The organism is Streptomyces sp. NPDC001137 (assembly GCF_040298885.1).
Lineage (GTDB): Bacteria > Actinomycetota > Actinomycetes > Streptomycetales > Streptomycetaceae > Streptomyces.
Genome location: NZ_JBEPBA010000006.1, coordinates 389028 through 403086 on the forward strand (window position 1 = coordinate 389028; position 14059 = coordinate 403086).

A 14059-nucleotide genomic window follows, 5' to 3' on the forward strand; every position below is an offset into this window, starting at 1 on the left:
CGTCTTCCGCTCGGGTACCGGGGACGTCCACGCGGTGCTGCAGGTGTCGTGTCACGGCTGGTGGTGTCGGCGTTTCCACGCCCGCCGGGGGCAACATCATCCGCTTGCGGAGTCCTCGGCCTCCCAGCGCAGCAGATCGCCCGGCTGGCACTTGAGCACCTCGCAGAGGGCGGCGAGCGTCGTGAAGCGCACCGCCTTGGCGCGGCCGTTCTTGAGTACCGCCAAGTTGGCGGGCGTGATCCCCACGCGTTCCGCGAGTTCGCCCACGGACATCTTCCGCCTGGCCAGCATCACGTCGATGTCGACGGCGATCGGCATCAGATCACCTCGTCCAACTCGGCCTGCAATTGTGCCGCTTCGACGTCGCGCGCGACGGCCTGAGCGAGCAGCATCCGCAGCACGAGCACGATGAGCGCGACCCCGAGGATGGCCAGGCCGATCCCGCCCATGATGACGGTGACGCCCGGGTCGTCCCGCTGCCCCGGCGCATTGATGGCCGTGACCGCGAACCACACAAGGGAGGCCGCCACGATCGCGCCGATCACGCCGTCCACGTACCGGAAGGCGGCGTGGGAGAAGACGGTTCCGCGTCGCACCATCGCCACCAGGCGCCATACGCAGACCAGGGCGACCTGGACCGACACCATGCCCAGGATCGTGATCACACGCAGCGGGGTCAGCGGGAGCGACCCGTCCTCCGGGTCGTTCTTGCTGATCAGCGCCCACACCATTCCTGCCTGCACGAACACGGTGCCGACGAACACCACCACGAGCACTGCGCGCAGCGCACGCACTGCCAGCTTTCCCATGACTCAGCCTCCATCGAGTTGCGATGGGAATCTATCGAATATCGATAGATGGGGCAAGGGGTGGGGCCAGTACGAGTCGGCAGCCGGCCCTCGCGGGGAACCGTCGTCAACAGCGGCAGGGACACTCGGGGCGGCCGTAGCCCCAGGATGTATGTCGGGGCGTAACCCGGCATAAGGCATGAAAACCGCGAAACTCGTCCGTTGGGGTCGAGCACCGAGGGGCTGTCGAGCGCGGAGGGACGCGGTGGACCTGGACCTGGAGACTGTCTCGGACGAGCTGTACGCGCTGAAGCCGGAGGACTTCACCGCGGCCCGCGACGCGCGTGCGGCCGAGGCCTGCAGGGCCGGTGACCGCACCCTCGCAGGGAAGATCAGCAAGCTGCGCCGTCCCAGCCTGTCTGCCTGGGCGAGCAACCTCCTCGTACGTGAACAGCCCGAGGAGACCGACGCGCTGCTGCGGCTCGGCGAAGGCCTGCGCCAGGCGCACCGCGACCTGGACGGGGCGCAGCTGCGGGAACTCAGCCGCCGGCAGCACGCCCTGATCAACGCGCTGTCCCGGCAGGCACGCCAGCTGGCCTCGCAGGCAGGGCACCCGGTCGGCGAGGGCGTCCAGCGCGAGGTCGAGACCATCCTGCACGCCGTGCTCGCCGACCCGGATGCCGCCCGGGAGTGGGCCGGTGGACGCCTGGTCAAAGCCTTCGACCAGGCCGTCGGCTTCCCGCAGGCTGCCGACGGCGCGCGCCCGCGTCCTCGCGAGCCTGCCCCGGCCCCGCCCGCGCGAGACCGCAGCAGGGCCGGAGAAGAGCAGCGCCGACGGCTCGAACAGGCCCGGCAGCAGGCCGAGGAGGCCGAACGCGACCTCACCGCCCGTCAGGAGGAAGCCGCGGCCGCCGACCGGCAGGCGCGGGACACGCAGGCGCGCGCCGACGAACTCGAACAGCGCCTGACGGAGCTGGCCGACGAGATCAAGCGGCTGGAGAGCGAACACCATGAGGCCGAGTCGGCCGCCCGCAAGGCCCGCGAGCAGGCCCGCGCCACCGACCGGCAGGCCAGGGAGGCCCGCCGACGCGCCGAATCCGCTGCCGACCAGGTCAAACGTCTGGGCGGGCCGGAGCGGGGACGCACCCGGGACACGAAACGCAAGGTGAGGTGAGAGGTGATGGCGCGACCCGTCTGGAGCGGAGTGGTGACGCTGGGGCTGGTCAGCGTGCCCGTGGCCCTGTTCACGGCGACCGAGGACCACACGGTCCAGTTGCTGACACGCGAGCAGCTGCTGGAGGCACTCAAGGGCGCCACCGCGGCCTGAAGGTTTTCCCCTACTTCTGCTGGGCGAGCCAGTCGGCGAACCGGGTCTCGGCGCGGTGCGCGTCCGGGCCCGGCAGGAGCGTGTTCTCCGTCAACTCCGCACCCCAGTAGGTCGCTTGTGGGTCGGTGACGACCGTGCGGGGGTCGTCGTGGGCGGCCAGGGCCATGCGGAGGAACTCCTCCAGCTGGAACGCCTCGGGGCCTGCGACCTCCACCACGCCGTCCGCCGGGGCGCCGACTGCGGTGCGGGTGACGGCCGCGGCCACGTCGTCGGAGACGATGGGCTGGATCTTGGCGTCGGGCACCCGCACGGTGTCGCCCTCGGTCATCCCGTCGGCGAGACCCTTCCCGAACTCGAAGAACTGCGTGGCGTGAACGATGGAGAAGGGGGTGCCCGACGCCTTGATCAGGTCCTCCTGGACCCGCTTCGCGCGGAAGTAGCCGCTGCCCTGGAGACGGTCGGTGCCGACGACGGACAGCGCCACGTGGTGGCGGACGCCCGCCTCGGTCTCCGCCTTCAGCAGGTTGGTCGTGGACGTGCGGAAGAACTCCATGACCGCCTCGTCCTCGAAGGAGGGCGAGTTGGAGACGTCGACCACGACCGACGCGCCCTGCAGGACGCCGGCGAGCCCCTCGCCCGTCAGCGTGTTGACGCCGGTGCTGGGCGCGGCCGCGACGGCCTCGTGCCCGTGCTCGCCGAGCCCGGCGACCACCTTCGAGCCGATCAGCCCGGTCCCACCGATCACTACGACCTTCATGACGGAATTCCTCTCGAGTTTTCCCTGATCTCTGCGAGAGGTGCCTGTACGAGACGCCTCTACCAGGGAAGACAAGGCAGAGCCTGCTCTTGTGACAGCTGCCTGTCCTGTGGGTTCCTGTGGTCGAGATCTCTTCCAGCAGGGTGGGATTCGCGTCGGGAACGGCCGGAATGTCACCCGGAGAGCGTGCCGCCGCCCGTCCAGGGCGAGCAGCGCCCCCGCACGTGGCGTTCACGACGCGGCCGGGGACCTGAGGTAGGAGTCACCGGCGGGTGCGCGTGCAACTCGTCTTCAGGCGGGGTGCGTGTCGTCGACCACGTATCCGCGTTGCTTGTCCACCACATTGCGTAGCGGCCGGCCCTCGAGGTGGCGGGTGAAGTTGTCGAGGAACACCTCGATGAGCGCCTCGCGTTCGCCGGTGGTCTCGCCCGCCGTGTGTGGGGAGATCATCACGCCGGGCAGGTTCCACAGAGGTGATTCGGCCGGCAGGGGTTCCTGGGCGAACACGTCCAGGGCCGCCCCGGCGAGCCGTCCGGCGGCGAGGTGGTCGACCAGCGCCTCCTCGTCGACGAGTCCGCCACGGCCTACGTTGATCAGCCGCGCTCCCGGCTTCATGGTGGCGAGCACGGGGGCGTCCACCATGCCCCGGGTGCCCTGGGTGAGGGGGGCGGCCAGGACGACGTAGTCCGCATCCGTCAGGGCGGAGCGCAGGGTCATCGCACCGTGCACCGTGCCGAAGTCGGGGTCGTCCGTGCGGGGCGCGCGGCCGGCTCCGCTCACCCGCATCCCGACGGCGCGCAACAGCCGGGCGATGGCCCGGCCGATCGGCCCCGTCCCCCAGACCAGCACGGTGCGTCCGGTGATGCTGTCACTGGGGCGCGGGCGCCACTCGCGGCGCCGCTGGTGCTCCCACGTGCCGGGGAAGTCCTTGGCGAGCGAGAGGATCAGGCCCAGGACGTACTCGGCGGTCGGCTGCTCGTAGACCCCGCGGGCGTTGGTCAGGACGACCTGCGGATCGTCCACCAGGGCGGGGAACAGGAAGGAGTCCACGCCGGCGGAGGACGCGTGCACCCAGCGGGGCGCCTTGTGGGGATCATCGGGCCAAGCCTCTCGGATGGCCGGGGTGATGTTCACCCAGGCCAGGAGGACGTCGGCGCCGGGGAGGAGGTAGGGCAGCTCCTCCTCGGTGGCGTAGACGGTGTCGGCGAGGCTTTCGAGGCGCGCGGTGGCGGGGGGCCGGTTGCCGCGGTAGAGGACGACGAGTCGGTCGCGCATGTCAGGCTCCGACGGGGACGGCCAGGTACTTGTACTCCAGGAACTCGTCGATGCCGACGCGTCCGCCTTCGCGGCCCAGGCCGGACTGTTTGACGCCGCCGAAGGGGGCGGCGGGGTTGGAGACCAGTCCGGTGTTGATGCCGATCATGCCGCTTTCGAGGCGTTCGGCGACTCGCAGGGCACGGTCGAGGTTCTGGGTGAACAGGTAGGCGGCCAGGCCGAATTCGGTGTCGTTGGCGGCGGCGACGGCCTCGTCCTCGGTCGCGAAGGTGCGGATCGCGGCGACCGGGCCGAAGATCTCGGAGTCGATGATCGCGGAGTCGGGGGCGATGCCGGTGAGGACGGTGGGCGGGTAGAAGCAGCCGGGGCCCTCTGGGAGTTCACCCCCGGTCAGGACGGTGGCACCGCGCTTGACTGCGTCCCGCACGAGGTCGTGTGCCTTGCTGCGGCCGACGACATCGATGAGGGGACCGACGTCGGTGCCGGGTTCGGCGCCGGGCCCGACGGTGAGGGCGGCCATGCGGGCGGTAAGGCGTTGGGCGAACTCGTCGGCGACGGAGGTGTGGACGAAGATGCGGTTGGCCGCGCAGCAGGACTCGCCCATGTTGCGCATCTTGGCGACCATGGTGCCCTCGACGGCCACGTCGAGGTCGGCGTCGTCGAAGACGAGGAGCGGGGCGTTGCCGCCCAGTTCCATGGAGGTGCGGATGACGGTGTCGGCGCACTGGGCCAGCAGGATCCTGCCGACCTGGGTAGAGCCGGTGAAGGACAGCTTCCGGATCTGCCCGCCGCGCAGCAGGGGTTCGACGACGCCGGCGGCGTCGGAGGTGGTGACGACGTTCAGCACACCGGCCGGCAGTCCCGCTTCGGTGAGGATCTGAGCCAGGACAAGGCTGGTCAGGGGCGTCTGCGGGGCGGGTTTGAGGACGATGGTGCAGCCGGCGGCGATGGCGGGGCCGATCTTGCGGGTGCCCATGGCCAGAGGGAAGTTCCACGGAGTGATGAGCAGACAGGGTCCCACGGGCTGACGGGTGACCAGCAGACGGTTCCTGCCGTCGGGGGCGGTCATCATGCCGCCGTCGACACGGACGGCTTCCTCGGAGAACCAGCGGAAGAACTCGGCGCCGTAGGCGACCTCGGCACGCGCCTCGGCCAGGGGCTTTCCCATCTCCAGGGTCATCAGCAGCGCGAGGTCCTCTGTGCGCGCGATGATGATGTCGTAGGCGCGACGCAGGATCTCGCTGCGCACGCGCGGTGGAGTGGCGGCCCAGGCGGCCTGCGCGGCGACCGCCGCTTCAAGGGCCCGCTGGCCGTCGCCGGGTGAGGCGTCGGCGACCTGGCACAGTTCCTCGCCGGTGGCCGGGTTGTCGACGGCCAGGGTTCGGCCGGACTCCGCGTCCCGCCAATCGCCGCCGATGAACAGCTGCTTGGGAACATCACGGACGACAGTCATCGTGGGTATCTCCTTGTGGGTGCAGAGGGGCTGCCGACCGGTCAGCGGATGCGGTCGAGCGTCTTGTAGTAGGCGCCCGCGAAGGGCAGGAACCAGGCGGTGCCGTTGTAGAGAGGGATGCGGGGCGGGGCGATGTCGCGGACGGGGTTGACCTCGGGGTGGCCGTCCATCACCTCGGCCATGACCTGCCCCATGTGGGTGGCCATCTGCACGCCGTGGCCGGCGTATCCCATGGAGTAGTAGACGCCGACGTCGGTCTGCCCGGCGTGCACGATGCGGTCCATGGCGAAGCCGACGGAGCCGCCCCATACGTACTCGATCTTTGTGCGGGAGAGCTGGGGGAAGATTCCGCACATCTCACGGAACAGGACGGCCCCGCTCTTCTTGTCCGAGGTGGGGTCGGACGGTGCGAAGCGGGCGCGGCCGCCGAACAGCAGCCGGTTGTCCGGGGTGAGCCGGAAGTAGTGGCAGACCTTGTTGGAGTCGACGATGAGGCGGGCCTTGGGGATGATGTCCCGGGCGAGTTCCTCGCCGAGCGGCTCGGTGACGATGATGAAGCTGCCCACGCATACCTGCTGGCGGCGCAGCCACGGGAAGTTCTTGTCGGTGTAGGCGTCGGTGGCCATCATGACCTGCCCGGCACGGATCACACCGCGCTCGGTGCTGACCTCGAACCGGCCTGCTGCGGTACGCCGTACGCCGATGGCCGCGTTGCGCTCGTGGATCTCGACGCCGGTGCGCTCGCACGCCTCGGCCATGCCGCGCACGAAGCGGCCGACGTGCAGGGCGGCGCTGAACGGGTCGAGCAGGCCGCCGTGGTAGGCGTCGGATCCGATCTCGGTACGCAGCTCGGCCTTGCCGACCAGGGTGGTCTTGTGTCCGAAGTACTTGGCCAGGTCGCGGTGTTGGGCCTTCTTGCTCTCGAAGTGGGCGGGGCGGGACGCGACGCCCAGGCGTCCGACGCGGCGGAACTGGCAGTCGATGGATTCCTCGTTCACGAGCCGTTCGACGGTGTTCACGGCCTCGCCGTAGGAGTTGTAGATCTCGCGGGCCCGTTCGAGTCCGTACCGGCGGATGGCCTGGCCCACGCCGATGGTGAAGCCCAGGTTGGCCATGCCTCCGTTGCGGGCGGAGGCACCGGAGCCGATCTGCCCCTTCTCGACGAGGGTGACGCGGGCGCCCTTGCGGGCGGAGTGCAGGGCGGTGGACAGACCCGTCAGGCCGGCGCCGATGACGACCAGGTCGGTGTCCTCGGTCAGCGGCTTGCCGGATCGGTCGGGAAACGCCCCGGCGGTTTCTATCCAGTAGGGAATCGTCTTCATGTCGGGTCCTTAGCGGGGAGTTTCGAAGTGAGGGGGGTGACCGGGGAGCGGGGCCGGATCGCGCTCTGAGCGCCTGCGCGGCCCGTGTCGGAGGGAAGGCCGGGATGGGGGCGGTGCCGGCAGGACGTGCTGACTGTCCTGTTGCCACCGAGCTTGCGGACGGAGGCGATGAGGGGCGCGCTGACGACGGTGACGGTCAGTTCGACGTCGAACTGGAGGTGTTGAAGACGCGGATGGGCAAGGGCGGACATCGCGTCAATCGCGGTCGGCCGGCGACTTCTCCACGCTTGCCGCGGCAAGGCCGCTTCCACGTGACCAGCCGCTTCTACAGCACCCTTTCGAGGAAGGCCTGCGTGCGCTTCTCGCGGGGGTTGGCCAGCACTTCGCGTGCGTCCCCGCGTTCGACCGCGATGCCTTCGTCCATGAACAGGACTTCGTCGGCGACCTCGCGGGCGAAGGCCATCTCGTGGGTGACGAGCAGCATGGTCATTCCGTTGCCGGCGAGGTCGCGCATGACGGCGAGTACTTCGCCCACGCGTTCGGGGTCCAGCGCGCTGGTGGGTTCGTCGAACAGCATGATGGTGGGTTCCATCGCCAGCGCGCGGGCGATGGCCACGCGCTGCTGCTGGCCGCCGGAGAGCTGCGCGGGGTACTTGTGGCCGCACCCCTCCAGGCCGACCCTGGCCAGCAGTTGCTGTGCCTGCTCCCGGCAGGAGGCGCGGTCCTTCTTCTGCACCAGCACCGGTCCGGACATGACGTTGCTCTCGGCGGTCATGTTGGGGAACAGGTTGAACTGCTGGAACACCATCCCGATACGGGCGCGCTGTTCGGCCAGCCGCTTTGGGCGTACGGCGTGGTAGGCGTCGTCCTTCTCGACGTAGCCGAAGTCCTCTCCGTTGACCTTGAGGACTCCGCGGTCGACGGTCTCCAGCCCGTTGATGCACCGCAGCAGGGTTGATTTGCCCGAGCCGCTCGGCCCGATGATGCAGGAGATCTCCCCGGCCGCGACGGTCAGGTCGATGTCACGCAGGACCTGGTGACGTCCGAAGCTCTTGCACAGCTTGCGTGCGACGATCGTTCCGTCCGGGTTCACAGCAGCGACTCCCTCGTAGGGGGAACGAGTTGACCGGTCCCGGGCTCGGCCGAGGTGACGGCCGGGGTCAGCCGCGCCCGGGTGGAGCGGGAGAAACGGCGCTCGATCATGGACTGCGGCACGCTCAGCACCAGCGTCATGATCAGGTACCAGAGGCTGGCCACGATCAGCAGCGGGATCGTCTGGTAGGTGCGGGCGTAGATCGCTTGGGCGCTCTGCAGCAGATCGGCGACGCCGAGCACGCTCACCAGCGAGGTCTCCTTGAGCATGCCGATCACCTGGTTGCCGGTGGCGGGGATGATCGCCGGCATCGTCTGCGGGATGATCACGTGGCGGAGCTTGGTGAACCCCGACATGCCCAGGGACTCCGCGGCCTCGTGCTGTCCGCGGCTGACGGAGGCGAACCCGCCGCGGATGATCTCGGACATGTAGGCGGCCTGGTTGAGCGTCAGTCCCACGATGGCCGCGGTCATCGGCGTCATGATCGCGTTCACGTTCACCGGTGTTGAGATGTCGGTGAAGGGGATGCCGATCGAGAGGTTCGGGTACAGCGCCGCGATGTTGAACCAGAAGACCAGCTGCACGAGCACCGGGGTGCCGCGGAAGAAGGTGATGTAGAGCTGGGCCAGCCCGGAGACGGGCCGCTGGTGCGACATGCGCATCACCGCCAGCACCAGCCCCAGCAGCGTGCCCAGACCCATGCTCGCCGCCGTCAGGAGCAGCGTGACCAGCAGGCCGTTGAGGATGGTCTGCGTGGTGAAGTAGCTGAACACCACGGGCCAGCGATAGTTCTCGTTCGTCACCGCGGTCCACACCAGGCCGGCGACGATCGCGATGGCGACGGCCCAGGCGACATAGTCGCGCGGACGTTTCGGCGTGATCCGCTTCTTCTCCTCGGCCCGTAGCTGTGGCACCGGTTCGCTCCTGGTCGTCGAGGTCTCGATCACGTCCATCGGCGTCTCAGTCCTGCGGGACGGCCGAGGCCGCGGTCTTGATCCCCAGGTCCTGCAGCCCCCAGCGGCCCAGCGCCTGGGCGTACTTGGGACTGTCGATGATCGACTGGAGGGCGGCCTTCACCGCCGGGGTGAGCGGGGAGTCCTTCTTCAGGGCGACGGTCACGGGCTTGGTGGTCACCAGGGGCTTGAGGACGTCGAACGTCTTGGGCTGCTGCGTGGCCGCCCACTCGAGCGCGACGAAGTCGTACATCACCGCGTCGATCCGCTTGGAGACCAGTTGGGTGAGAGCGTCGTTCACGCTGGGCAGGGTCACGGCCTTGATGGGCGGCTTGCCCTTGCTCGTACAGTCCTGCTTCGACAGCTGGGGCAGCCACTGCAGCTCCTGGGTGCTGCCGGACGTGACACCGACGTGGTGCCCGCACAGCGTGTGGGTGCCCAGCTTCTGCGGATTGCCGTAGGGGACGGACACTCCCGTCCCGGCCTTGAAATAGTCGACCATGTCGAGCGCCTTCAGCCGGTCCGTCGTGGCGCCCATGGTGGAGGCGGTGAAGTCGTACCGGTTGGCCTGCAGTCCGGTGATGATGGTGTCGAACTTGACGTTGTTGATCTGGAGCTTCAGGCCGAGCTTGGCGGCGATCAGCCGGGCGATGTCCGGGTTGAATCCGATCGGGGTCTTGTTGTCCGATGCCATGAAGGTGGTGGGCGGGTACGACAGGTCCATGGGCACCGAGAGGGTGCCCTTGGCCTTCACCGCCGCGGGCAGCAGCTTCACCGCGTTCTGGTCGGGCTTCACACCGACCGAGATGTCGTCGGTGTGCTCGGCGGACGGGCCGGATCCTGCGCCCTGTGCCGTGCTCTTCGCCCCCACGTTCTGCCCGGTGGCGCCGGCCCCGCACGCGGCGAGCGCGAGGGCCAGGGCGGTCGTGACGAGCGGGATGCTCAACTGCCTGTTGACCTGCATGGCTGCCGCTACGGCGCCTGCGGTGCGGCGTACGGTTCTGCGGCCTGTCCGGTTGATTTCCATGGCGGTGCCTCCTGGGGAACGCGGGGATACGGGGAGCCGGTGATGCGAGGGATGCGACGGATGCGGGTGGGGCCGTGATGCGGGGGTACGGGGAGCCCGATCTGCGGGGGGACGATGTGTGGGTCGGTCCGGGGGGTGAGACGGCGTGGTGGCGCGTCAGATGCCCAGCATCTGGTTGAGCTCGTCGAGGGACTTGACGGTCACGTAGTCGTAGCCGTGGGTGACCGGGTCGTAGCCGCGGTCCAGGAGGACGAGGTTGCGGAAACCCAGGTCGTGCATCGGCATCAGGTCGTAGCGGGTGTGCGAGGAGACGTGCACGAAGTCCTCGGGGGACGCGTCGAGCTGGTCGAGCATGTACTCGAACGCCGCGTAGCGGGGCTTGTAGTAGCCGGCCTGCTCCGCGGTGAAGACCGCGTGGAAGTCCGCGCCGAGCCGGGGCACGCTCTCCGCGAGGAAGGAGTCCTCGGCGTTGGAGAGGATCACCAGCTTGTAGTGCTCGCCCATCTTCTTCAGCGGTTCCGGCACATCCGCGTGCGGGCCCCAGCTGCGCACGCCGTCGGCCAACCGCTTGCCGGCGTCCGGGGCCGCCTTCACGCCCCACTTGCGGCAGACCGCCTCGAAGGCGTCCTGAAGCGTCTGCTCGTAGGGGCGGAACGCGTCGAGGATCGAGTCGTAGCGGTAGCCGCGGAACTCCTTGACGAACTGGTCCCAGTGCTCGGCCGGGATCTGGTCACCGACGAGTTCACGGGTGATGGGGGTCATCGGCCACTCGATCAACGTGCCGTAGCAGTCGAACGAGACGTACTTAGGGCGGAACTGGAACGAGGGGATGGGTCGCATGGACGTACTCCAGTCTCTTGTGCGTGGGTAACCGGTCATGGCCGACACGGACTGCCTTTTGGCATGCTCGCGACAGGTGTGTCGGTGTGCGGGGCGATGCGGTGGACGATCGTCGGCGATCAGGCGGCGCCGACACCCGCCGGAGCGAGGAAGCCGACCGGGTGCCGGGTGGTGCCGTCGAGTGCCAGGTCTGCGGCGATCTCTCCCATCGCGGGCGCGATCTTGAAGCCGCTGCCGGAGAACCCGGCCATGACGATGATGTCGTCCTCGCCGGGGAGATGACCGACGAGCGGGTTTCCGGACTGCGTGTAGCCCTCCATATAGGCCGACATCCTGATGGGGTCGGGGTTCAGGTCGGGCATGAGTTCATCGATGAGCTCGCGGAAGGTGCCGAGTTCCTCGGGGCGGACCGTGCGGTCGAGCTGTTCGGGCTCGGGCACCGGCGCGTGGTACTTGAAGGAGAGACCGAGCTTGACGGAGATGCCGTCGGGTGACGGGATTCCGAAGCAGTCGTGCGGTACGGCGCGCACGAACGGAGGGGCACCGCCCGCGAACCAGTCGTGACGGGTGGGCAGGTGCCAGGAGCAGACCACCCGCCGTACGTCGACGGCTTGGGGAAGGCCCGGGAGCAGGGTGTTGATCCAGGGGCCCACGGTCACCACGGCGACGTCCACGTGGTCCGTCCCCTGGTCGGTGACGACCCGCACCCCGCCGCCCGCCACGGCGACGACCTCGCGCACCGTGGTGTAGCGGTGCAGCCTGGCGCCCAGGTGCTCGGCACGGCCGGCGGCGGCCTGGATGGACGCCTCCGGCCTGATGACGGCGCCCAACCGGTCCAGGACGGCGATGTGTCCGTCCGGGAGCCGGTGCTGCGGGTAGCGGCGGGCGAGTTCCTCCCTCTCCAGGACCTCGTGATCCAGTCCCTGGGCGGTGCTGGTGGAGAGGAGGAGCCTCATGGACGGTGAGGAGGCCTCCCCCATCACCAGGCTGCCGCTGCGGCGCCGCAGCGACCGGCCGGTCTCCGCCTGCAGTTGCTCCCACATCCGGTCCGCCAGCCGCAGCAGAGGAATGTACGCGGGCTCCCCGAGGTGGACGGCTCGGTAGATACGGCTCTCGCCCCCGGCCGCGCCGCGGTCGTGACCCGGTGCGTACCGGTCGTAGCCGATGACCTCGGCTCCGCGGGCGGCAAGCCGCCACATGGCCTGGCTGCCCATGCTGCCGGCACCGATCACGGCGACGCGCTTCGGGATGCGCATGAGGTCGCTCCTCTCGATGGTGTGGTCTGGGTGGCAGTCGGGCCCCAGCACGCTGCGGATACCGTGCGGACCTTTGCAGTTCGGCTCCTGCTGGGGATGGCGTTCACTTTCCGCCCGGCGGAACCTGCAGGTCAACCCACACTGTGTTCCGGCTTGGGGCCTTCTCGAGACGGTCTGTCACGGCGGACGACCGGACTGCCCGAATGACGGGCCGCCTCTTGTCACGATGAGTGGCCGGTGCCAAGGTGACCCCGATTCCTTCAGAAGAAAGACCCCCTATGCCGCCCAGACACACCGCAACCGGGCACTTCCCTACTCTGAGGGAGGTACTGCTCCTGCCCGTGCTCGCCGAAGGGATGCCGCGCGTACTGGCCGGGGAGTCACGGCTGGACAGCGCGGTGCGCTGGGTGCACGTCACCGAGCTCCTCAACCCCGCGGACTTCCTGGAGGGCGGCGAGCTGATACTGACGACCGGCATGCCGCATCCCGAGGACGCCTCCAAGCTGCGCGGCTACGTCGACCAGCTCGCGGACGTCGGCGCGGCGGGTCTGATCGTGGAACTCGGTTACCGGTACCAGAAGGTGCCCCACGAGCTGGTGGCGGCGTGCCGCGCTCGCGACGTGCCGCTGGTCGAGCTGGCCCGTGGCGTCCGGTTCATCGACGTCACGCAGACGGTGCACGCGCTCATCCTCGACGCCCAGGGGGCCCTGCTGCGCCGCGGCAGGGACATCCAGAACATCTTCACCGCCCTGACGCTGCGGGGCGCGGACCCCGAGGAACTGGTGCACACCACCGCGGAGCTCACCGGAGCGCCCGTGGTACTGGAGGACCTCACTCACCGGGTCCTCATGTGCGAGCTGCTCGGTCGGCCGTACGAACCGGTGGTCTCGGCCTGGTCGCGGCGCTCACGAGCCGCACCGACACCGGAGACGATCACGCCGAGCGGCCCGGAGGGGTGGCTGATCGCACCGGTGCAGGACCACCACGGGCCCTGGGGGCGGCTTGTCCTGCTGGAGGGCCGGCTCAACGCCGAGCCCGACCCCGAACACATCCTCGTGCTGGAAAGCGCGGCGGTCGCACTGACCATGGCGCGCCTTGCGGGGCAGGCCTGGTGGGAGCGCCGGGCCCACCGCACCGTACTGCGAGACCTGTACGAACGGCGTTTCCGCTCGCCCGCCGACGCGCGGGCCCGCACCGAGGCGCTGGGGCTGCCCACCTCCGGACACCGGCTCTTCGCCGTGGTCATCCGCCACCCGTGCTCCAGCACCGAGGACGAGCACCTCGACGAACGGATCGCGAAGGCGCTGACACACACGGGCGTGCGCGCCCTGGTCGGCGAGACGGCCCCGGGCCGGATCGGCGTCCTCATGGCACTGGCACAGGCGAGTGCCTGGCAGCCGGTCGCCGAGCGGATCGGCCGGCTGGCCCGGGAAGAACTCGGACCGCGGGCGGTCGTCGCCGTCGGCCCCGGGGTGACCGACCTCGGCGGGATCGCACGGTCGTGGCAAGAGGCGGAGCAGACCGCCGAAGCCATCACCGCGGCCTCCCCGGAGCGGTGGTTCTACGTGCCCGCCGACGTCCAGTTGCCTGACCTGCTGGGCGTCCTGCGGGCGGACACTCGTCTTCAGCGGTACGCGGAACGGCAGCTGACCCGCCTCATCGAGCACGACGACCGCAACAACGGCGATCTGCTCCCGGCACTGCGCGCCTATCTCGCGGCGGCCGGAAACAAGTCGGTCGCCGCGAAACACGCCGGGATGTCCCGGCAGGCGTACTACCAGCGCCTGCACACCATCGAACGTCTCCTCGGCTGCGACCTGGAATCCGGGCTGCAGCGCACGTCCTTGCATGTCGCGGTACTGGTCCTGGACGCGGGCCAGGCGCCTGCTCCTGGCGCATGACCCCCCGCCGATGAGTTCACGCCGTCGGCGAGGATCGGCGCGCACACCCGGCGTCGCCCTGAAGAGC

14 protein-coding genes are annotated in these 14059 nt (G+C 69.4%); 3 read left to right on the forward strand and 11 right to left on the reverse strand.

Translation table 11 applies throughout. From position 1 onward, the window contains the following. Window positions 1-96: 96 nt before the first annotated feature. Window positions 97-318 carry a helix-turn-helix domain-containing protein gene (locus ABT254_RS15270; RefSeq protein ID WP_351468990.1) on the reverse strand — a complete coding sequence of 74 codons (222 nt, stop codon included), beginning with the start codon at window positions 316-318 and terminating at the stop codon, window positions 97-99. Next, window positions 318-809 carry a DUF2975 domain-containing protein gene (locus ABT254_RS15275; protein ID WP_351468993.1) on the reverse strand — a complete coding sequence of 164 codons (492 nt, stop codon included), beginning with the start codon at window positions 807-809 and terminating at the stop codon, window positions 318-320. The genes ABT254_RS15270 and ABT254_RS15275 overlap by 1 nt, the downstream gene beginning before the upstream one ends. A 244-nt stretch (window positions 810-1053) precedes the next feature. Between ABT254_RS15275 and ABT254_RS15280 the strand changes: the two genes are divergently transcribed. Beyond that, window positions 1054-1962: a hypothetical protein gene (locus tag ABT254_RS15280; protein ID WP_351468996.1), complete on the forward strand. Its 909-nt coding sequence runs from the start codon at window positions 1054-1056 to the stop codon at window positions 1960-1962. A gap of 6 nt (window positions 1963-1968) precedes the next feature. Then, a complete protein-coding gene (locus ABT254_RS15285) occupies window positions 1969-2115 on the forward strand; it encodes a hypothetical protein (RefSeq protein WP_351469163.1) in 147 nt (48 codons plus the stop codon). Window positions 2116-2125: 10 nt separating this feature from the next. Here ABT254_RS15285 and ABT254_RS15290 read toward each other — a convergent pair whose 3' ends face one another. The 9 genes from ABT254_RS15290 to solA all read right to left on the reverse strand — a co-directional run bounded on the left by ABT254_RS15290 (window position 2126) and on the right by solA (window position 12091). Beyond that, window positions 2126-2872: an SDR family oxidoreductase gene (locus ABT254_RS15290; protein ID WP_351468999.1), complete on the reverse strand. Its 747-nt coding sequence runs from the start codon at window positions 2870-2872 to the stop codon at window positions 2126-2128. 291 nt (window positions 2873-3163) lie between these two features. Next, window positions 3164-4147 (reverse strand): D-2-hydroxyacid dehydrogenase, encoded by a 984-nt coding sequence (locus ABT254_RS15295; protein WP_351469002.1) that lies wholly within the window; start codon window positions 4145-4147, stop codon window positions 3164-3166. Between the two features lies 1 nt (window position 4148). Further along, entirely contained in the window at window positions 4149-5600 is a 1452-nt protein-coding gene (locus tag ABT254_RS15300; protein ID WP_351469005.1) for an NAD-dependent succinate-semialdehyde dehydrogenase, read from the reverse strand. Window positions 5601-5641: 41 nt separating this feature from the next. Continuing rightward, the gene (locus ABT254_RS15305) at window positions 5642-6922 is read right to left on the reverse strand and encodes an NAD(P)/FAD-dependent oxidoreductase (RefSeq protein ID WP_351469008.1); all 1281 of its coding nucleotides are present in this window, start codon (window positions 6920-6922) and stop codon (window positions 5642-5644) included. A 325-nt stretch (window positions 6923-7247) separates the two neighbouring features. Next, window positions 7248-8015 carry an amino acid ABC transporter ATP-binding protein gene (locus ABT254_RS15310; RefSeq protein WP_351469011.1) on the reverse strand — a complete coding sequence of 256 codons (768 nt, stop codon included), beginning with the start codon at window positions 8013-8015 and terminating at the stop codon, window positions 7248-7250. Beyond that, on the reverse strand, window positions 8012-8968 hold the full coding sequence (locus ABT254_RS15315) for an amino acid ABC transporter permease (RefSeq protein WP_351469014.1): 957 nt from the start codon (window positions 8966-8968) through the stop codon (window positions 8012-8014). Before ABT254_RS15315 ends, ABT254_RS15310 begins: the two co-directional genes overlap by 4 nt. Before the next feature lie 7 nt (window positions 8969-8975). Then, entirely contained in the window at window positions 8976-9995 is a 1020-nt protein-coding gene (locus tag ABT254_RS15320) for an ABC transporter substrate-binding protein (RefSeq protein WP_351469017.1), read from the reverse strand. A gap of 156 nt (window positions 9996-10151) precedes the next feature. After that, window positions 10152-10835 carry a haloacid dehalogenase type II gene (locus ABT254_RS15325; protein WP_351469020.1) on the reverse strand — a complete coding sequence of 228 codons (684 nt, stop codon included), beginning with the start codon at window positions 10833-10835 and terminating at the stop codon, window positions 10152-10154. A gap of 119 nt (window positions 10836-10954) precedes the next feature. Continuing rightward, the gene (gene solA, locus ABT254_RS15330) at window positions 10955-12091 is read right to left on the reverse strand and encodes an N-methyl-L-tryptophan oxidase (RefSeq protein ID WP_351469023.1); all 1137 of its coding nucleotides are present in this window, start codon (window positions 12089-12091) and stop codon (window positions 10955-10957) included. A 278-nt stretch (window positions 12092-12369) separates the two neighbouring features. Between solA and ABT254_RS15335 the strand changes: the two genes are divergently transcribed. Then, window positions 12370-13992: a PucR family transcriptional regulator gene (locus ABT254_RS15335; protein ID WP_351469026.1), complete on the forward strand. Its 1623-nt coding sequence runs from the start codon at window positions 12370-12372 to the stop codon at window positions 13990-13992. The last annotated feature ends 67 nt before the right edge of the window (window positions 13993-14059 follow it).